This window comes from Streptomyces sp. NPDC059010, from assembly GCF_042740355.1.
Lineage (GTDB): Bacteria > Actinomycetota > Actinomycetes > Streptomycetales > Streptomycetaceae > Streptomyces.
Map to the genome: position 1 here is coordinate 14,479 of NZ_JBHYJA010000074.1, position 17,817 is coordinate 32,295.

A 17,817-nucleotide genomic window follows, 5' to 3' on the forward strand; every position below is an offset into this window, starting at 1 on the left:
GACGCCAACCGGCATAGGAAGAACAGGGGCGGCACACCGCACCGCTCGCAACTTCCCCTCTCTCGCCGTCCCCGGCCCGTGACCAGGAGTAAGCCATGACCGGCGTACTGACCGTCGACCGTCCCCCGCAGCCCACGGCACCCACCCGGTACACCGTCGGTCTCGCCCGCAACGAGGAGGACGTGCGCGCCGCCCAGCGGCTGCGGCACGACGTCTTCGCCGGGGAAATGGGAGCCCTGCTGACCACCCCGCAGCCGGGTCACGACATCGACGCCTTCGACGCGTACTGCGACCACCTGCTCGTCCGCGAGGAGGTGTCCGGACAGGTCGTCGGCACCTACCGGCTGCTGCCCCCGGAGCGGGCCGCGGTCGCGGGCCGACTGTACTCGGAAGGCGAGTTCGACCTCAGCCGGATCGACTCCCTGCGTCCGAACCTGGTCGAGGTCGGCCGCTCCTGCGTCCACCCCGACCACCGCGACGGCGCCGTGATCAGCCTGATCTGGGCCGGCATCGCCCGCTACATGGTCGACCACGGCCACGAGTGGCTGGCCGGCTGCTGCTCCATCCCGCTCGCCGACGGCGGCACGCTCGCGGCGGCGACCTGGGACCGCGTGCAGGCCAAGCACCTGGCCCCGGAGGAGTACCGCGTACGACCGCTGCGCCCCTGGCAGCCGACCGCGCCCGTGCCCGCCCAGCGCGTCGAACTGCCCGCCCTGCTGCGCGGCTACGTCCGCCTCGGCGCCTGGGTCTGCGGCGAGCCCGCGCACGACCCGGAGTTCGGGGTCGCCGACCTGTATGTGCTGCTGTCGATGCGCCGGATCAACTCGCGCTATCTGCGGCACTTCCTCTCCCTCGTCCCGGCGTGACGGACGGGGCGGCCATGAGCACCTCCTCCCTCGCCGCCGTGGGTGTCCCCACGGCGGCCGCAGCCCCGGCCGGCGCACCGGCCCCGCGGGCCCACGCCGTCGAGGTGGCGACCCTGTGGCGGCCCAGCGCGCCCTGCACCCCGCGGACGTGCGTGGACGCGACGGGACCGGCCAGGGCCGTACCCCTGGCCGCCCTGCGGCTCGTGGCGGTCCTGTGCCTGCTGATCGTCGGCTGCCTGGCCATGCCGCTCGGCGGACGGATACCCGCGGGACTGGTCCGGCGCTGGTGCCGCTGGGTCGTACGGGCCTCGGGGGTGCGGGTACGCATCGACGGCGGCGCCGCGCCCGACGGCGGGCTGCTGCTCGTCGCCAACCATGTCTCCTGGCTGGACATCCCGCTGCTCGCCGCCGTGCGTCCGGCCCGGATGCTCGCCAAGTCGGAGATCCGGGACTGGCCCGTGGCAGGGTGGCTGACCGCCCGCAGCGGCGCCCTGTTCATCGACCGCGACCGCATCCGCGCACTTCCCGAGACGGTGGCCCGGATCGCGCAGGCGCTGCGCGCGGGGCAGGCGGTCGCCGTCTTCCCCGAGGGCAGCACCTGGTGCGGCCGCTCCCAGGGCCACTTCCGCCGCGCCGCCTTCCAGGCCGCCCTGGACGCGGGCGTCCCCGTACAGCCGGTGCGTCTGCACTACCGGGCGACCGGAGGCACTCCGAACACGGCGGCGGCCTTCGTCGGCGACGACTCTCTGCTCACCTCGGTGTGGCGGGTGACACGGTCCCGCGACCTGGTCGCCGAGGCCGAGGTGCGCGAGCCGATAGCGGCCGGCCGCCATGCAGACCGTCGCCGCCTGGCCCGGGCCGCCGAGCGGTCCGCCCTAGCGCGGACGCATCAGCCGGAGATCATCACCCCAGGCGTCCAGCACCGCCCCGTGGCCGTCCCGTCGGGCCAGGGCCTCCACGCGGGCGAACAGCCGTCGCTGGACGGCCACATCGCCGCTCGCGGAGATACGGTCCACGTCCCGCAGCAGGGCCATGCCGTCCCAGTCCGGCAGCGGATGGCGGACAAGTTCCCAGCGTAGGTACTTGTTGTACGGGCGAGGGCGCCGGTCCAGGGCGAAGAGCAGCTCCAGCAGGTGCCCCACACTGTCGGTGGCGTCGAGCCGGGCGGCGAGCGGCTCGCCGTCACGGTCGTTCTTGACCGAGCGGTACAGGGAGTTGGCGTACGCGTCGAGCCAGCCGTCGGCCGCCCGGAACGCCTCGTCGGCGCCGAGCCGCGCCTTGGCGGCGAGGAGGTCCCCGATCCCGCCGTCCAGCCGGTCGAGCACGATCCTCGCCCGGGCGAGGGCATAGCGCTCGTGGCCCGGCATCCCTGCGGCCCGGAACTCGGTGAGGGAGACGATCACCAGATCGAGCCGCGGTGTGCGGTGTCCGGCGAGCCGACGCAGTTCGGTCGCTGCGCCGTCCGCGAGCACGACGTACAGGTCGTGGTCGGAGTGCTCGGTGGCCATTCCGTCGTGGGCCCGCGAGCCCTTGAGGACGAGGCCGACCACGGCCGGATCGGCGGCGGCGAGTTCCAGGAACGCGTCGTAGGTGAGGGATTGCTGCGCGGTCATGCGTGATCTCCGATGGGGACGGCGACGGGAATGCCCAACCGGGGCGGCCACGGAACCTCCGGGCGCCCACACGGTCCGCGACGGCACGCGCCGTCGCGCGGAGGGATCAACGCACGGGTTCAGTCTACGGCCCTCAAGTGCCGTGCTGCCGAAGGCCGTTACGGCATCACACGGGCCAGATACGGCGCCGTGGCACTCCCCTCCGTACCCGCAACCTCCGCCGGCCGGCCCGCCGCCACGATCCGTCCGCCCGCGTCACCGCCGCCCGGCCCCAGGTCGATCACCCAGTCCGCGCCCGCGACGACGGACATGTCGTGCTCGACGACGATGACGGTGTGCCCGGCGTCCACGAGCCCGTGCAGCTGGCGCATCAGCACCTCGACGTCGGCCGGGTGGAGTCCGGTCGTCGGCTCGTCGAGGAGGTAGAGGGTGTGGCCGCGACGGCCGCGCTGCAGTTCGCTCGCCAGCTTGATGCGCTGTGCCTCGCCGCCGGACAGCTCGGTGGCGGGCTGCCCGAGCCGCAGGTAGCCGAGGCCGACGTCGAGCAGGGTGCCGAGGCTGCGGGCCACGGCAGGCGTGTCCGCGAAGAACTCCGCCGCCGCCTCGACCGTGAGGTCCAGCACCTGCGCGATGTTCCGCCCCCGGTACGCCACTTGGAGCGTCTCGGGGTTGTAGCGCGCCCCGCCGCAGTCCGGGCACGGCGCGTACGTGCTCGGCAGGAACAGCAGCTCCACGCTGACGAACCCCTCGCCCTGACAGGTCTCGCAGCGCCCTCCCGCGACGTTGAAGGAGAAGCGTCCGACACCGTACCCACGGGCCCGCGCCTCGTCGGTGGCCGCGAACACCTTGCGTACGACGTCGAAGAGGCCGGTGTAGGTGGCGAGGTTGGAGCGCGGGGTGCGGCCGATCGGCTTCTGGTCGACCGAGACCAGGCGCCCCACGCCCGCCACCTCCTCCGTGATCTCTCCGATGAGCGTGGACTTGCCCGACCCCGAGACCCCGGTGACGGCCGTGAACACGCCGAGCGGGAACTCGGCGGTCACCCCGCGCAGGTTGTGCCGGGTGACCGGGCCGACCTTCAACTGGCCGTGTGGAGCGCGCACCTGGCGTACGGCGGCGGGGGAGTCGTCGAACAGGAAACGGGCCGTCGCCGACCCGGCGACCGATGCCAGCTCGGCCACCGGCCCGCTGTGCAGCACCTGCCCGCCGTGCTCGCCCGCCTGCGGCCCCACGTCGACCAGCCAGTCGGCGCCGCGCACGACATCGAGATGGTGCTCCACCACGAACACCGTGTTCCCGGCCGCCTTCAGCCGTGCCAGCACCCTCAGCAGCGCCTCCGTGTCCGCCGGGTGCAGTCCGGCCGACGGCTCGTCGAGGACGTACACGACACCGAACAGCCCGGACCGCAGCTGGGTCGCGAGGCGCAGGCGCTGCAGTTCGCCCGCCGAGAGGGTGGGCGTGGCCCGGTCGAGGCTGAGGTAGCCGAGGCCGAGCTCGATGACCGGGGCGATACGGGAGGTGAGGTCCTCGGTGAGGACACGGGCCGTCTCCGACGAGGGCTCGCCGTCCAGCAGGCCCGCCAGCTCGGTGAGGGGGAGGCCGGCCAGCTCGGCGATCGTGCGTCCCCCGAAGGTCACCGCCAGCGCCTCCGGCCGCAGCCTGCTGCCGCCGCACGCCGGGCAGGGCGCGGAGGTGAGGAACCGCTCCGCCCTGGCCCTGAGGGCCGGGCTCTTGGAGTCGGAGAAGGTCTTCATCACATACCGTCGGGCGCTCATGTAGGTACCCTGGTACGGCCGTTGGATGCGGTCGGCGTCGCGCACCGGGTGCACGGTGACGACCGGCTGCTCGTCGGTGAACAGGATCCACTGCCGCTGCTCGGCGGGCAGGTCACGCCAGGGCCGGTCCACGTCGTACCCGAGCGCGTCGAGGATGTCCCGCAGGTTCTTGCCCTGCCAGGCACCCGGCCACGCCGCGATCGCGCCCTCCCGGATCGACAGTGCCGGGTCGGGGACCAGCGACTCCTCGGTCGTACGGTGCACTTGGCCGAGCCCATGGCACTGCGGGCACGCCCCGGCCGCCGTGTTCGGCGAGAACGAGTCCGAGTCGAGCCGCTCGGCGCCGGGCGGGTAGTCGCCGGCGCGGGAGTACAGCATCCGCAGGGAGTTGGAGAGGTTGGTGACCGTGCCGACGGAGGAGCGGGACGTCGGCGCCGAGCGGCGCTGCTGGAGGGACACGGCGGGCGGAAGCCCGCTGATCTCGCCGACCTTCGGCGCGCCGACCTGGTGGATCAGCCTGCGCGCGTACGGCGCGACCGACTCGAAGTAGCGGCGCTGAGCCTCGGCGTAGATCGTGCCGAACGCCAGCGACGACTTCCCCGACCCCGACACACCCGTGAACACGGTCAGCACGTCCCGCGGAATATCGACGTCCACGCCCTGGAGGTTGTGCTCACGGGCGCCGCGGACGCGGACGTATGGGTCGTGCGGGGAGTACATAAGGCCCAGATTGTAGGCGAACCAGGCGCACACCTGTCCGAGCCACCTGTTGTTCACGAAGCCGTCGGCTCACCCACACCGGCCGCCCATACCGTCTCGCCAGTCTCTCTTCCTACCGAGGAGCATCGTGAGCGCTTCCGCTCTGAGCACTCTCACCGCCGCGCTGCTGATGGTCACGGGCGCCTCCGCCCCGCAGCCGGTCTCCGTCTCCGCCCGTGTCGAGACGCCCGCCGTGTACGACGACGAGGCGGGCGGCAACGCCGACGCCGACGACCCGGCCGTCTGGGTCGACCCCCACGACCCCGGCCGCAGCCTCGTCATAGGCACCCTCAAGGAGGCCGGACTCGACGTCTACGGTCTCGACGGCAAGCGGCTGCAGCACATCGCCGCGCCCGCCGCACCGGGCGAGGACGGCGCGCCGGGCCGCTTCAACAACGTCGACGTCGTCTACGGCTTCGAACTGGGCGGCAAGAAGACCGACCTGGCCCTGGTCAGCGACCGCGGCCGGGACCGGGTGCGGGCCTACGCGATCGACCCGGCGGCCGTGGCGGCGGGCCGGCCCCCGCTGAAGGACGTGACGGCGGCCGACGCAGCGCCGGTCTTCTCCGCGAGCGAGTCCGAGGTCGACGACCAGCGCACCGCCTACGGCCTGGCCGCCTTCAGCGACGACGACAACGCCTACGCCGTGGTGTCGCGCCGCTCGGAGACCCGGGTACGGCTGCTGCAGCTGGTCGACCGCGACGGCCGCGTCGGCTACAGGACCGAGGACACCCTCGACCTGCCCGCCTCCTTCACCCTGCCGAACGGCAAGAGCTGGACGCCGTGCGCCGACCCCGGTGACCACGCGCAGGTCGAGGGCATGGTCGTCGACCAGGAGAAGCACGTCCTGTACGCCGCCCAGGAGGACGTCGGGCTGTGGCGCGTCGGCCTCGACGACGAGGAGTTCGAGCGGCCCGAGCTGATCGACCGGGTGCGGGAGTACGGCACGCCGTGGACGTACGACGCCGAGGAGGAGTGCGTCCTCGACACCGCCCACGACCCCGGCTACGGCGGCAAGCACCTCAGCGCCGACGCCGAGGGCGCCGCGATCTACCACGCCGCCGACGGCAAGGGCTACCTCCTCGCCTCCAGCCAGGGCGACAACACCTTCGCCGTGTACGAGCGCCAGGGCCGCAACACCTACCTCGGCTCCTTCACCGTCACCGACAGCGCCGCCACCGACGGGGTGCAGCACTCCGACGGATCCACCGTCGTCAATGTCCCGCTGGGCCGGTCCTTCCCGAAGGGCCTGCTGGTCACCCACGACGGCGAGGCCCCGCCCGCGGACGGGGACCGGGAGGGCACCGACTTCAAGTTCACCGGCTGGGAGTCGGTGGCCGGCGCGTTCCCGAAGCCGCTGACGATCGACACCAAGTCGTTCGACCCGCGCGACACGGACTGAGTGACACGGACTGAGCGACACAGGCTGGGCGGCCGCCGACGGTGAGCCCGGATCAGGCGTAGATGATCCGGGCGAGCCGTCGGTACGAGTCCAGCAGGGCCGCACGGTCGTACGTACTGGTCGTGACCAGCACCTCCTGCGCCCCGGTCTCCTTCAGCACCGTCTCCAGCTCGTGCGCGACCTGCTCCTGCGTGCCCGCGATGTGCCCGGCGAGGCCGCCCTCGTAGAACCCGCGCTCCTTGCCGGTCATCGTGAGCGCCTCGACGCGCTCGGCGGGCGGCAGCGGCGGGAAGGTGCCGTGCGTGCGCGAGTACGCCATCGACCAGGCCTCCGGCACGAGCAGCCGCCGGGCCTCCTCGGGTGTGGCGGCCACCGCGACCGTGCCGGAGATCATGACGTACGGCTCGGCGGCCCAGGGGGAGGGCCGGAAGTGCTCGCGGTAGTGATCGATCCCGCGCTGCATCCTCTCCCTGTTCCTGAGGTCCCCGATGACCATCGGCAGCCCCGCGCGGGCCGCGATGTCCGCGCCCTCGCCCATGGCCAGCACGAACGGCGGCACGGTCAGCCCCTCGGCGGGCCGCGCGTGCACGCCGGTCGGCGAGGTGCCGCGGAACCAGCCGAGCAGCTCCTCGATCTGCGCCGCGAAGTCCTCCGCGTCCCCCTTGTCCCGGCCCAGCGCCCTGCGCACCCCGTCGGTGAAGCCGACGGACCGGCCGAGCCCCATGTCGATCCGCCCCGGGAAGAGGGACTCCAGCACCCCGAACTGCTCGGCCGCGACCAGCGGTTGGTGGTTGGGCAGCATCACACCGCCGGTGCCGACCCGGATGCTGCTCGTGGCCCCGGCCACGGCGGCGGCCAGCACGGTCGGCGCCGAACCGGCGACGCCGGGTACGCCATGGTGTTCAGACACCCAGACGCGGTGGTAGCTGCCCAGATCCTCCAGTTCCCGCGCCAGCGTCACCGTGTCGCGCAGTGCCTCGGCGTCGGTGTGGCCCTCCCGGGTGCGGGAGCGGTCGAGGACGGAGAAGCGGGTCGACGCGATCACGGAACTCATATGGGGTTCAACAACGCCGCAGCCGCAGGATTCCTCAGGGCGCGATGTTGTGGTTCAGACGGAACAGGTTGCCCGGGTCGTAGCGCCGCTTCAGGTCCCTGAGACGGTCGTAGTTCGTGCGGTAGTTGGCCCGGACGAGGTTCTGGTCGTCACCGTCGATGAAGTTCACGTAGCCACCCTCCATGGCGTGCGGTGCGAGCGCCTGGTGGAAGCCGCGCACCCAGTCCTTCTGCGCCTCGCAGTCCGCACGCGTGGTGAGGGTCCCGCTGAGCGCGAACGAGTAGCCGGCGTCCCGGTAGGAGAAGGCCGTCTCCTGCGGCCCCACCCGGCCGACGGCGCCGTCGAGCGGGTAGGCGACCGTGACGCTCTGGATGGAGGGGGTGGTGGCGCCGTGCTCGACGCAGGTTTCGATGACGCCGTCCGACAGGTCCTGGGTGAACGTGCCCTTCCAGTAGTGGTAGAGCCCCGGCGGCACCAGGTCGTCGAAGAGGGTGTTGATCACCGGGTAGGGAATGCGTTCCAGGTACCGGCCCAGCACCGGTCCGAGCGCGGCGAGGCGGTCCCGGATCCGGTCGTCCTCGTCCTGTGAGCCGGTCCAGCAGGCGATCACGCCGCACAGCGGCCGTCCGTGCCAGCGCTCGGGCAGGAACGGCACGGGCGGACCGAGCCCGACGACGAGCAGTGCGCCGAGGTTTTCGTCCCCCTCGTCGATCAGCTCCCGGTAGCGGCGGATCACGTCGCCGTCGAGCGGGAAGAAGACGGGTCCGCCGAGGATGTCGGCGATGGGGTGCAGCCGGTACGCGAAGGACGTGACGACGCCGAAGTTCCCCCCACCGCCGCGCACCGCCCACATCAGGTCGCTGTGCTGCTCGTCCGTGCAGGTCAGGAACGCCCCGTCGGCCGTCACCAGGTCAACGGAGACCAGGTTGTCGCAGGCCAGACCGCAGCGGCGGGACAGATAGCCCATGCCGCCGCCGGTCGTCAGGCCGCCCACGCCGGTGGTGGAGACGACCCCGCCGGTGGTGGCCAGCCCGAAGGCGTGCGTGGCGTGGTTGAGGTCCGCCAGGGTGCAGCCGCCCTCGACCCAGGCGGTGCGGGTCTCGGGATCGACACGGGTCCCGCGCATGCGCCCGAGGTCGAGGACGACCCCGCCGTCGCAGGTCCCGTAGCCGGGGACGCTGTGGCTGCCGCCGCGCACGGCGAGCGGCAGGCCCTGGTCGCGGGCGAAGTCGACCGTGGCGATGACGTCGCCCGCGTCGACGGCCCTGACGATGATCGCCGGGCGCCTGTCGTGCATCGCGTTGTAGACCCTGCGGGCCTCGTCGTAGTCCGGGTCGCCGGACTCGACGATCTCGCCGCGGACGGCTCCGCGCAGCCGGTCCAGCAGTTTGTCGTCGAGGGTCGGTGTGTAGGTGGTCATGGCCGCCACCTGCTCTCCGCTCCTGGGTCGGGGAAGGGGTACACCACCGGTCTACGCGGAGAGCGGGGGCGGGTTCATCGCCCGAATCGCCCATCCCGGCGGGCCGGGCGTGGGCAGAACGGCCCATGTGCCTCAGGCGAGGCCGTGCCGGTACGCGTACGCCGTCGCCGCCGCCCGCGAGGACACGTCGAGCTTGGCGAAGATGTTGTTGAGATGCCGGGCGACGGTGTGCTCGCTGATCACCAGCTCCGCGGCGACGGCCCGGTTCGTGCGGCCCGCCGCGACCAGCCGCAGCACCTGGATCTCGCGCTCGGTGAGCCCGCCGGGCTGCCGTCGGCGCACCTCAGCGAGCAGGGCCGCCGCCCGGCGCGCATCGGGTACGGCACCGAGCTGCCGGAAGGTCTGCTCGGCGGCCCGCAGCTCCATCCGTGCTCCCTCCGTGTCCCCGGCGGCCCGGTCGGCCGCGGCCAGGGTCATCCGCACCTGCGCCGCCTCGTACGGCACCCGCAGCTCCAGCCAGAGCGTCAGCGCCCGGCGCAGCAGCGGCAGCGCGCGGTCCAGGTCCCGGGCGGCGAAGGCCACCGCGCCGGACGCGGTCGCCGCGCTCGCGTGCAGCAAGGTCGCCTCCGAACCGCACCGCCGCTGCCAGTCGAGGGCCAGGGACCGAAGCTCCTCGGCAGCCCTGCCCGCCTCGGCCGTCCGGTCCAGCGCCAGGCAGACCTCCACCTGGGCGGCGAGCAGCCTGCACCGCTGAAGACCGCCGGCCTCGGCCCCGGTCGCGAGGGCCGGCTGCAGGGCGGTGGCCGAGGCGTCGGCCTTTCCCTGGGCCAGCCGCAGCAGGGCGAGTCCGGGCTGCGGGTCACGGCCGAGTTCGTGGGTGCGGTCGTACGACTCCTCCGCCGCTGCGAGTTCTCCGCGCCGCCGCCGGATCTGGCCGACCAGATAGACCGCCTCGGCGGCCATCCGCCGCTCGTAGGGCAGCAGTTCCTGGCAGGTGCGCTCGGCCTCGGACAGCGCCTCCGCCCAGCTGCCGCGCAGCTCCAGCACCTCCACCCGGTGCACCCGGCACAGTCCGCGGAAGTTGTTCTCGGCGGGCATGGCCGCGCACCAGCTCATCGCCGCGTCGCTCCATTCGGCGGCGCGTTCCAGGTCGACGCAGGCCATGGACTGCTGGAGGCCCAGGCAGTAGACCCAGCCGGTGAAGAAGGAGCTGAGCTCACCCGCCATGGCCGAGCACATGGCGTCGTCCAGGAGATCGAGTCCGGCACCGACCCTGCCCTGCGCCACCAGGACGCCCGACTGCGCCTGGAGGCTCATCGCGAGCAGATCCGGGCTGTCGCAGCGCCGCGCGATCCCGGCCATGTGCCGGGCCGCCGCCATCGCCTCGTCGAACGCGCCCCGCCGCTGGGCGTCCTCCGTGTCGATCCAGGCGAGGTAGCACTGCTCGACACACTCCGGCTCACCGTGCAGATGCCGTCGCGCCCGGCGCAGCCAGGCGGCGGCCACGGCGGTGCGTCCCGCCAGCTGGTGTTCGTAGAAGAGCAGCCAGGCCATGTGCCCGGCCTCCCGGGCCGCATCCCGTGCCGCATACCCGGAGTGGGCCCGCATCCGCTGGATGATCGACTCCTCGATCCGGCTCGTCCACCATGCGGCGTCGGCGAACGCGGCGCAGTCGTCGGGAGTGAGACAGGCGGGGTCCAGGCAGTCCAGCAGCCGGTACGCCTCGGCCCACGCCTCACGCGCGACGGCGTCCCTGGCCTGCCGCAAGGTGTCCGCGGCGGCCCTGTCGATCGTCCGCTCGGTCACTCGCGGCTCCCTTCTCGCGCACTGCGAGCAGGACCGGCCCCTCACCAGGATAGGCAGGGCGGGGCCGTCGGGAGGGGCCGGGCGGTCAGGCCTCGGGGAGCAGGAACCCGCGCTCGTACGCCTTCACCAGGTGCTGCGGCACGAGGTGGCGGACGCCGCCGATCGTCACGGGCACGAGCTGCGGGGTGGCCGCCTTCCACTGGGCGCGGCGGTGGCGGGTGTTGCTGCGGGACATCTTCCGCTTGGGGACAGCCATGACGGACCTCCTCGGTGGGTGAACACCGAGGACGCTACATGAAAATGGATCCCATTAACAATTAGAGGGGAGGGCCTGGCGGGGGTCATCGGCGTGATCGCACCCGGGCGTCCCGCGGTGGCCGGATGAACTGGAGCTCCAGCGTGATGGGCGGATCGGCGAGACCCGGTCCGCCGGCGGCCGCCCACCGCGCGATCTCCTCCGTGCAGTCGTCGTCCATCGCGAAGCCCACCCAGGTGGGCCGCCCGCCGGCCCGGCGCCCCGCGGCCGACGGCTGGACGACGATCACGTTGGCCTGGTCGCAGGGGCCCAGGCAGTCCGTCGTACGGACCTGGAACCCGTGCTCGGCCCCCGCGGCGCGCAGCCGGTCCAGCTGCCAGGCGTGATCGGTGCCGGGGTGCTTGCTCTGGTTTCCGCAACAGCAGCCCCGGCAGACGACGAGAGTGCAGGGGCGCTGGCGGGCGGCGCCGATCAGGAACGTACGGGTAGGCATGGGAGAAGCATCTCCTACTCCTTGGCGCCCACCAGCATCCGGACCTCGAACTCCGCGTAGGCGGCGTCCTCCTGGGGCCCCTGACGATCGCCCAGCACGGTGCCCAGCCAGCCGAGGAAGAAGCCCGCCGGGATGGAGACGATGCCGGGGTTCTGCAGCGGGAACCACGCGAAGTCGGCGTCCGGGTAGAAGGAGCCGGGAGTGGAGGAGACCACCGGGGAGAACAGCACCAGCAGGACCGAGCAGACCAGACCGCCCCAGAGGCTGAGCAGCGCCCCCTCGCCGGTGAAGCGGCGCCAGAACAGGGTGTACACGATCGTCGGCAGGATCGCGGACGCCGCGATGGCGAAGGCGAGGAAGGCGAGCGTCGCGGTGTTGGCGCCCCAGGAGATCAGGGCCAGCATCATCGCGAGGACGCCGATGACGGCCGCGGACAGCCGGGCGACCATCAGTTCCTCGGTCTCGCTCGCGCGGCCCTTGCGGATCACCTCGCCGTACAGGTCGTGGGCGAGGGACGAGGCGGCGGCGAGGGTGAGGCCGGCCGCGACGGCGAGCAGCGTGACGAAGGCGAGGCAGGACAGCAGGGCCGTGAGGATGCCGCCGCCGAGGGCGTTGGCCAGTAGCAGGACCGCGGAGTCGCCCTTGTGGTCGGTCTCCGCGATGGTCTCCCGGCCGACGACGGCGGTGGCACCGAGGCCGAGGATGCCGGCCGCCAGACAGACCAGGCCGACCAGGCCCACCGCCCAGACGACGGAGCGGCGCAGGACGTCGATCCTGCGCGGGGCGAGCAGCCGCATCAGTACGTGGGGGAGTGCGGCGAGGCCGAGGACGATCGCCAGTTCCAGGCTGAAGAAGTCGAGTTTGCTGGTGGTGCTGACGCCGTAGCGCAGCCCGGGTTCGAGGAACTGGGTGCCGGTGCCGCTGTGGTCCGCCGCCGCGGCCAGCAGGGCGCCCGGGTTCCAGTCGTAGTGGTGGAGCACCATGACCGCGGTGACCGTCACGCCCGCCACCAGCATCACGGCCTTGATGATCTGGATGACCGTGGCGCCGGGCGCACCGCCGATGGCGGCGTACACGATGACGATGGTGCCGATCACGATCACGCACAGGGTGCGTGTCCCGGCGCTGGGTTCGCCGGTGAACTGGGTCAGCAGGGCCATGCTGCCGACGAGTTGGGCCACCAGGTACAGGGTCGTGATGGCGAGGGTGCACACGGCCAGGGCGAGCCGCGCGGGCCGCTGCAGCCGGGTCAGCCGCAGGGCGAGGGTGTCGCCCAGGGTGAACCGGCCCGCCCGGCGCAGGGGTTCGGCGATGAGCAGCAGCACCATCATCCAGGCGACGACCGTGCCGCCCAGGTACAGCAGTCCGTCGTACCCGTTGAGGGCGACCAGTCCGGTACTGCCCAGCAGGGTGGCGGCGGAGAGGTAGTCGCCGCACATGGCGAGGCCGTTGCGCAGCGGGGACATCGTGCGGTTGCCGAGGTAGAACTCGCTGATCTCGTCGCGCTGAGGGGCCGTCAGCAGCGCCATGAACAGCGTGACCACGACCACCGACAGGAACAGCACGAACGTCAGCTGCAGGCTGAACCGGTCGACGATGCCTTCGGACATGGTCACCACGTGCGGTACCCCCTGGAGCCGGGCCGGACGGTCTGCCCGGCGTCGCCGCGCGCCGCGGCGGTGCGGGCCGAGCCCGCTTCGTGCTGGTCGAGTCGTGAGCCGAGGCCGCGGGCGAGCGGGTCGACACGGGTGCGCATATAGCGGAGATAGGCCCAGGCGGTCACGCCCATCACGACGAACTGCCCGAGGCCCAGGGCGAGACCGAGGGTGAGATGGCCGACCAGACGCTCGTTCATCAGAGAGGGGACCGTGTGCGACACCAGCACGTACAGCAGGAATCCGCCGACGGACAGGGCCGTCGCACGGACGCCGAACCTGCGCTGAGCGCGGCGCAATGCGTGGAATTCGGGATCTTCGGATATGCGCCGGGCCGGCGCGGGTTCATTTTTCGGGGGACTGTATGTGAAAGAATTGTCGTGCCAAGGTGAAAACTCGGGCACAGGCGCACCTTCTTTGCTGCGGCATGCCGGACATACGGGAGCGCGGGCTTTGTTGTGGGGAGGCTGTGAGCGGCGGCGAAGCCAGAAGCCGGAGTATGGCAGCGGGCTCATTGAAGAATCAACCGCGGCGCTGAATTACCGTACTCCGATGGCGCGTTCACGCCGCTCACGATCCTTTCACCGGCCCTCCGTGGCCTGCGAAAAGGGCCTTCCCGGAAATAGTCCGGACCAGTTCTTTCGGTCGGACTGTCTGAAACTCGACCCGGCGGGCGCGGCCGGTCCGGTGGCTCAGAAGCGGGCGCCGACAGCCGTGCCGTTGCGGGGTACGAGGAAGCCCCGGGCCGACGGCAGCGATCCGTCGGCCGCGCGGGGGCCGGTGAGCGCGACCGGGTCGGTGCTGAGCACTGCCGAGGCGTCCCAAGTGCCGCCCAGGTTCCAGGAGTTGCCGTTGGAGACCGTCCCCGTGCCGACAGCCGCCGGGCGTGCGTCGGCGAGGGACAGGTTGGCGGTGAGGGCGGCGGTGCCGCCCGCGACGTCGGCGTCGAAGCCGGTGCCCGCGTTGCCCCAGGTCGTGTTGCGGGTCAGGACCAGGGCGCCGGGATTGCCGTTGTCGGTGACACCGTGCGCCGCGTTCTTGTACGCGATCGTGTTGCGCAGGGTGTGGCCCACCGCCGGGGCCGGGCTGCCGCCACCCATCTTGAAGCCGTTGCCGTCGCCCGAGAAGTCCGGGAAGTTCCAGCGGTTGTAGCCGTTGCCGTACACGATCGTGTTCTCGATCAGAATGGGTGAGGTGAACTTCCAGGCGTCGAAGCCGTCGTCGACGTTGTTCCACAAACGGGCGCCACGCACCACGTTGCCCGTTCCGCTGCCCTCCTTGATGGCCAGGCCATCGGCGCTCTCGCCGTTCTTACGGGGGTCCCGGTTGCCGTAACTGTCCAGATTCAGGATCTGGTTGTCGGCGGACGATCCCTGGAGCTGGAAGCCGGACTCGTAATTGTCGTGCGTGGACAGCCGGGAGAAGACGTTGTGGCTGCAACCGTCGCAATAGACGCCGTACGGGCCGTTGACCACCTCCAGGCCGGATATCCGCCAGTACGAGGCCTCCATGTGGATCGCCCCGCGCTCCGCCCGCGGGATGCTGCCGCCGACCGGCGTGTGACTGGCGGGCAGCTGCTCACCGTCGACGACCACGCGCTCGCCCTGGTAGGGGCCCAGGGTGATGGGCTGGGCGGCGGTGCCCGAGGTGGTGATGGTGATGTTGTCGGCGAGGGCGTAGGTGCCTTCGCGCACGGTGATGACGTCGCCGGGCCTCGCCAGGTCCACCGCCCGCTGCACGGTCCGCAACGGCCGGTCCAGGGTGCCCGGCGCCGAGTCGCTCCCGTAGGTCGCCACGACCAGCGTCGTCGCCCCGTACGCCTCGCTCGCCGGCCCCCACACCGTCAGCAGCGCCGCGCCCATCGCCGCCGCCGTCCAGATCGCCGTACCGCGCATGCCGCTCACCGTGCTGCCCATCGGGGCCTCCCGCCTCCGCCTGCGTACCGTGTCGCACAGCAGTGGCCGCCGGGGGCGCGGAGGTTGCCGGGGTATCGGACCCTTCAGCGGGCTCGTCTCACCCGGTGTCGTGCCGATCGACCCGGTCGAGCGTCCGAACCGTGTCGCCGAGGTCCGCGACGAGGCCAGGCGCGGCGACACCGATGGAGTGCTCGAAGGCCTCTGCGGCTGCTTCCCGGGCGGTTGCCGGATCCGTGCCCGGCCAGAGGTGAGTGAGCATCAGCCGAGCGGCACCCGCCTGGTGGGCGTACTGGCCGGCCAGTCGCGCGGTCAGCAGGTACGGTGCGTCGGCGGTCGGCACCTGATGGACGTACGTGGCCTCCGACAGGAACAGATCGGCACCCTGTGCTAGGCGCGGTATGTCGGGACTGGGGCCGGTGTCACCGGTGTAGGCCAGCACGGACTCGGGTGTCGCGAGCCGAATACCGGCATTGGGCACGAAGTGCGGCAGGAGCCAGGTGTCCACGGTGAACGGCCCGATGCCGAACCGGTCGCCGGGGTCGAACTCATGGAGGCGGTACGCCTCGGCGAGCATGGTCGGCTTGTCCAGGGCGAGAACAGCGTCGACCGCACCGCGTGGGGCGTGGACGGGCAGGGACGGCGGCGGGTCGTCGCTGAGCCCGCGGGCACGGAGCAAGGGATTGAGGTCGGCGCAGTGGTCGGGGTGCCCGTGGCTGATCAGCACGGCGTCGACCGCGTCGACGGTGCCGTGCTGGAGCAGACGGGGCAGCGTGGCATACCCGGGGTCGAGAAGGAGGCGGAACCCGGCGTACTCGACGAGGTAGCCACTGCACGCCTGGGCCGCTGTCGGCCACGCACCGCACCCACCGAGAACTGTCAGTTGCATGACATGGGACCCTAGCCCCGCACCTGTGAGTGGGAAGGCGATTTTCCGGGCCGGACTAGGGTGAAGGCGTGACCGACAACAGCACACTCCGGCTCGCCGTGTTCGACCTGGACAACACCCTCGCCGACACGGCACACCGCCAGCACTTCCTGGAGCGCAAGCCGCGCGACTGGGACGGCTTCTTCGCGGCGGCCCCGCAGGACCCGCCGATCACGGAGGGCATCGCCCTGGTGCTGGAGTGCGCGAAGGAGTGCGAGATCCGCTATCTGACCGGGCGCCCCGAGCGCTGCCGGCGCGACACGCTCGACTGGCTCGCGGCGCACGGCCTGCCCGAAGGGCGCGTCTACATGCGCCGCAACGACGACCGCAGGCCCGCCCGACGCACCAAGCTGGAGATCCTGCGCCGCCTTGCCCGCACCCGGGAGATCCGGGTTCTCGTGGACGACGACGAACTGGTCTGCCAGGACGCCGAACAGGCCGGCTTCACCGTCGTACGGGCGCGCTGGACCGCCCCGTCCGCCGCGCTGAAGGTGGCACAGGAGCAGGAGGGCCGGACCTGACGACCGGGCGGGCCGGGAGCCGGCGCGCGCGGTACCAGCAGCGGAGCGCTTGACCCTCACGTGGCGTGATGCCGCACTGTCGGTGGCGTGGAGGTACACCTGACCGTGGGGCGCGTGGCCGAGCTGGCCGGCGTGAGCGTCCGCACGCTGCATCACTACGACGAGATCGGCCTCGTGCGGCCATCCGCGCGGACCGCGGCCGGATACCGGGCCTACTCGGCGCGCGACGTGGAGCGGCTGCGGGAGGTGCTCGCCTACCGGCGGCTGGGCTTCGGATTGCGCGAGATCGCGGGTCTGGTCGACGACCCGGCCACCGACGCGGTCGCACATCTGCACCGGCTGCGCGGCCTGCTGCTGGAACAGCGCGACCGAGCTGCCGCCATGGTGACGGCGATAGACGCAGAACTGGAGGCACGGGCCATGGGGAAGAGGACGACGCCGGAAGAACAACTGAAGGTGCTCGGCGCGCAGTTGTACGAAGTCATCGGGTCCGCGTACCCGGCGACGCGACGCACCGAGCCGCGGATCGCCGCGAGGGTCTGGGATGCGCTCGGGGACGCCCGGACGGTACTGAACGTCGGCGCCGGCACCGGCTCCTACGAGCCTCCGGACCGCGAGGTGACCGCGGTGGAACCGTCGGCGGTCATGCGGGCCCAGCGTCCCGCGGGCGCGGCGCCGTGCGTGGCAGCCGCCGCGGAGGGCCTCCCGTTCGAGGATCAGTCCTTCGACGCGGCGATGGCCTTCAGCACCGTCCATCACTGGCACGACCCGATCGCCGGCCTGCGCGAGATGCGGCGCGTGGCCCGCCGCGTGGTGGTGTTCACGCACGACGCCAGTGACACCGGCTGGCGTCACCGCTTCTGGCTCACTCGCGACTACCTGCCCGAGGTCGCCGGCCTCGTCGCCGGACGGCCCTCGGTGGACCAGCTGGCCCGCGCGATCGGGGCCCGTATGGAACCGGTGCTCATCCCGTGGGACTGCGCCGACGGCTTCTTCGAGGCCCACTGGCGCCGGCCCGAGGCGTACCTGGACGAACATGTGCGCCGTGCGGTGTCGGTATGGACCCGGGTCGGGCCGCAGGCCGAGCAGCGGGCGGTGAGCAGGCTCCGCGACGACCTTTCCTCGGGGCGGTGGGCCGAGCACAACCGCGACCTCGTCGATCTCGACGCGGCAGAACTCGGCCTCCGCCTGCTCGTGGCCTGAAGAGGCGTGCGGGGGGCGACGGAACTGCCCCGGGGGGGGGCCCGCGGCCGGCCCCCCCCCCGCCCGCCCCCCCCCCCCCGCCCCCCGCCCCCCCCCCCCGCCCCCCCCGCGCGCCGCCCCCCCCCCCCTCTCACTAGCACACACGCAGGGAGA

Annotated in this window: 15 protein-coding genes and 1 pseudogene; 5 read left to right on the plus strand and 11 right to left on the minus strand. The window is 72.2% G+C overall.

All coding sequences use genetic code 11. The features are described from left to right. The first annotated feature begins 95 nt into the window (after positions 1 to 95). Together ACFWYS_RS44300 and ACFWYS_RS44305 are read left to right on the plus strand one after the other, a co-directional pair. Entirely contained in the window at positions 96 to 866 is a 771-nt protein-coding gene (locus ACFWYS_RS44300) for a GNAT family N-acetyltransferase (RefSeq protein WP_384782305.1), read from the plus strand. A gap of 242 nt (positions 867 to 1,108) precedes the next feature. Further along, positions 1,109 to 1,489: pseudogene (locus ACFWYS_RS44305) on the plus strand (lysophospholipid acyltransferase family protein); the annotation flags it as partial. Between the two features lie 252 nt (positions 1,490 to 1,741). Here ACFWYS_RS44305 and ACFWYS_RS44310 read toward each other — a convergent pair. Together ACFWYS_RS44310 and ACFWYS_RS44315 are read right to left on the minus strand one after the other, a co-directional pair. Beyond that, positions 1,742 to 2,479 carry a hypothetical protein gene (locus tag ACFWYS_RS44310; protein ID WP_384782307.1) on the minus strand — a complete coding sequence of 246 codons (738 nt, stop codon included), beginning with the start codon at positions 2,477 to 2,479 and terminating at the stop codon, positions 1,742 to 1,744. A 158-nt stretch (positions 2,480 to 2,637) separates the two neighbouring features. Beyond that, on the minus strand, positions 2,638 to 4,974 hold the full coding sequence (locus ACFWYS_RS44315) for an ATP-binding cassette domain-containing protein (protein WP_384782309.1): 2,337 nt from the start codon (positions 4,972 to 4,974) through the stop codon (positions 2,638 to 2,640). A 127-nt stretch (positions 4,975 to 5,101) separates the two neighbouring features. Here ACFWYS_RS44315 and ACFWYS_RS44320 point away from each other — a divergent pair, with 127 nt between their 5' ends. Beyond that, positions 5,102 to 6,415: a phytase gene (locus tag ACFWYS_RS44320; protein WP_384782311.1), complete on the plus strand. Its 1,314-nt coding sequence runs from the start codon at positions 5,102 to 5,104 to the stop codon at positions 6,413 to 6,415. A gap of 52 nt (positions 6,416 to 6,467) precedes the next feature. On the opposite strand, the gene ACFWYS_RS44325 is transcribed toward ACFWYS_RS44320, so the two are convergent. The 9 genes from ACFWYS_RS44325 to ACFWYS_RS44365 all read right to left on the minus strand — a co-directional run bounded on the left by ACFWYS_RS44325 (position 6,468) and on the right by ACFWYS_RS44365 (position 15,901). Beyond that, on the minus strand, positions 6,468 to 7,469 hold the full coding sequence (locus ACFWYS_RS44325; RefSeq protein WP_384782313.1) for an LLM class flavin-dependent oxidoreductase: 1,002 nt from the start codon (positions 7,467 to 7,469) through the stop codon (positions 6,468 to 6,470). 34 nt (positions 7,470 to 7,503) lie between these two features. Further along, positions 7,504 to 8,889: an FAD-binding oxidoreductase gene (locus ACFWYS_RS44330; RefSeq protein WP_384782315.1), complete on the minus strand. Its 1,386-nt coding sequence runs from the start codon at positions 8,887 to 8,889 to the stop codon at positions 7,504 to 7,506. A 132-nt stretch (positions 8,890 to 9,021) separates the two neighbouring features. Further along, complete coding sequence (locus tag ACFWYS_RS44335; protein ID WP_384782317.1) at positions 9,022 to 10,695, minus strand: LuxR C-terminal-related transcriptional regulator; 1,674 nt, start codon at positions 10,693 to 10,695, stop codon at positions 9,022 to 9,024. A gap of 85 nt (positions 10,696 to 10,780) precedes the next feature. Further along, on the minus strand, positions 10,781 to 10,951 hold the full coding sequence (rpmF, locus tag ACFWYS_RS44340) for a 50S ribosomal protein L32 (RefSeq protein WP_384782319.1): 171 nt from the start codon (positions 10,949 to 10,951) through the stop codon (positions 10,781 to 10,783). Between the two features lie 85 nt (positions 10,952 to 11,036). Next, on the minus strand, positions 11,037 to 11,444 hold the full coding sequence (locus tag ACFWYS_RS44345; RefSeq protein ID WP_384782321.1) for a (2Fe-2S) ferredoxin domain-containing protein: 408 nt from the start codon (positions 11,442 to 11,444) through the stop codon (positions 11,037 to 11,039). Between the two features lie 14 nt (positions 11,445 to 11,458). Beyond that, positions 11,459 to 13,054 carry a cation acetate symporter gene (locus ACFWYS_RS44350; protein ID WP_384782330.1) on the minus strand — a complete coding sequence of 532 codons (1,596 nt, stop codon included), beginning with the start codon at positions 13,052 to 13,054 and terminating at the stop codon, positions 11,459 to 11,461. Positions 13,055 to 13,056: 2 nt separating this feature from the next. Continuing rightward, positions 13,057 to 13,425, minus strand: coding sequence for a DUF485 domain-containing protein (locus ACFWYS_RS44355; RefSeq protein ID WP_384782332.1), 369 nt, complete (start codon positions 13,423 to 13,425; stop codon positions 13,057 to 13,059). 366 nt (positions 13,426 to 13,791) lie between these two features. After that, positions 13,792 to 15,015 carry a right-handed parallel beta-helix repeat-containing protein gene (locus ACFWYS_RS44360; RefSeq protein WP_384782323.1) on the minus strand — a complete coding sequence of 408 codons (1,224 nt, stop codon included), beginning with the start codon at positions 15,013 to 15,015 and terminating at the stop codon, positions 13,792 to 13,794. Between the two features lie 97 nt (positions 15,016 to 15,112). Then, positions 15,113 to 15,901: an MBL fold metallo-hydrolase gene (locus ACFWYS_RS44365; RefSeq protein ID WP_384782324.1), complete on the minus strand. Its 789-nt coding sequence runs from the start codon at positions 15,899 to 15,901 to the stop codon at positions 15,113 to 15,115. A 68-nt stretch (positions 15,902 to 15,969) separates the two neighbouring features. Between ACFWYS_RS44365 and ACFWYS_RS44370 the strand changes: the two genes are divergently transcribed. Then, entirely contained in the window at positions 15,970 to 16,461 is a 492-nt protein-coding gene (locus tag ACFWYS_RS44370) for a hypothetical protein (protein ID WP_384782326.1), read from the plus strand. A 114-nt stretch (positions 16,462 to 16,575) separates the two neighbouring features. Next, a complete protein-coding gene (locus ACFWYS_RS44375; RefSeq protein ID WP_384782334.1) occupies positions 16,576 to 17,664 on the plus strand; it encodes a methyltransferase domain-containing protein in 1,089 nt (362 codons plus the stop codon). Positions 17,665 to 17,817: the final 153 nt, after the last annotated feature.

Excerpts from the sequence above, each read along its gene's own strand:
- ACFWYS_RS44345 (WP_384782321.1), bottom strand. The coding sequence starts at position 11,444 with ATGCCTACCCGTACGTTCCTGATCGGCGCCGCCCGCCAGCGCCCCTGC.
- ACFWYS_RS44350 (WP_384782330.1), bottom strand. The coding sequence starts at position 13,054 with ATGTCCGAAGGCATCGTCGACCGGTTCAGCCTGCAGCTGACGTTCGTG.
- ACFWYS_RS44315 (WP_384782309.1), bottom strand. The coding sequence starts at position 4,974 with ATGTACTCCCCGCACGACCCATACGTCCGCGTCCGCGGCGCCCGTGAG.
- rpmF (WP_384782319.1), bottom strand. The coding sequence starts at position 10,951 with ATGGCTGTCCCCAAGCGGAAGATGTCCCGCAGCAACACCCGCCACCGC.
- ACFWYS_RS44325 (WP_384782313.1), bottom strand. The coding sequence starts at position 7,469 with ATGAGTTCCGTGATCGCGTCGACCCGCTTCTCCGTCCTCGACCGCTCC.
- ACFWYS_RS44365 (WP_384782324.1), bottom strand. The coding sequence starts at position 15,901 with ATGCAACTGACAGTTCTCGGTGGGTGCGGTGCGTGGCCGACAGCGGCC.
- ACFWYS_RS44360 (WP_384782323.1), bottom strand. The coding sequence starts at position 15,015 with ATGGGCAGCACGGTGAGCGGCATGCGCGGTACGGCGATCTGGACGGCG.
- ACFWYS_RS44300 (WP_384782305.1), top strand. The coding sequence starts at position 96 with ATGACCGGCGTACTGACCGTCGACCGTCCCCCGCAGCCCACGGCACCC.
- ACFWYS_RS44330 (WP_384782315.1), bottom strand. The coding sequence starts at position 8,889 with ATGACCACCTACACACCGACCCTCGACGACAAACTGCTGGACCGGCTG.
- ACFWYS_RS44310 (WP_384782307.1), bottom strand. The coding sequence starts at position 2,479 with ATGACCGCGCAGCAATCCCTCACCTACGACGCGTTCCTGGAACTCGCC.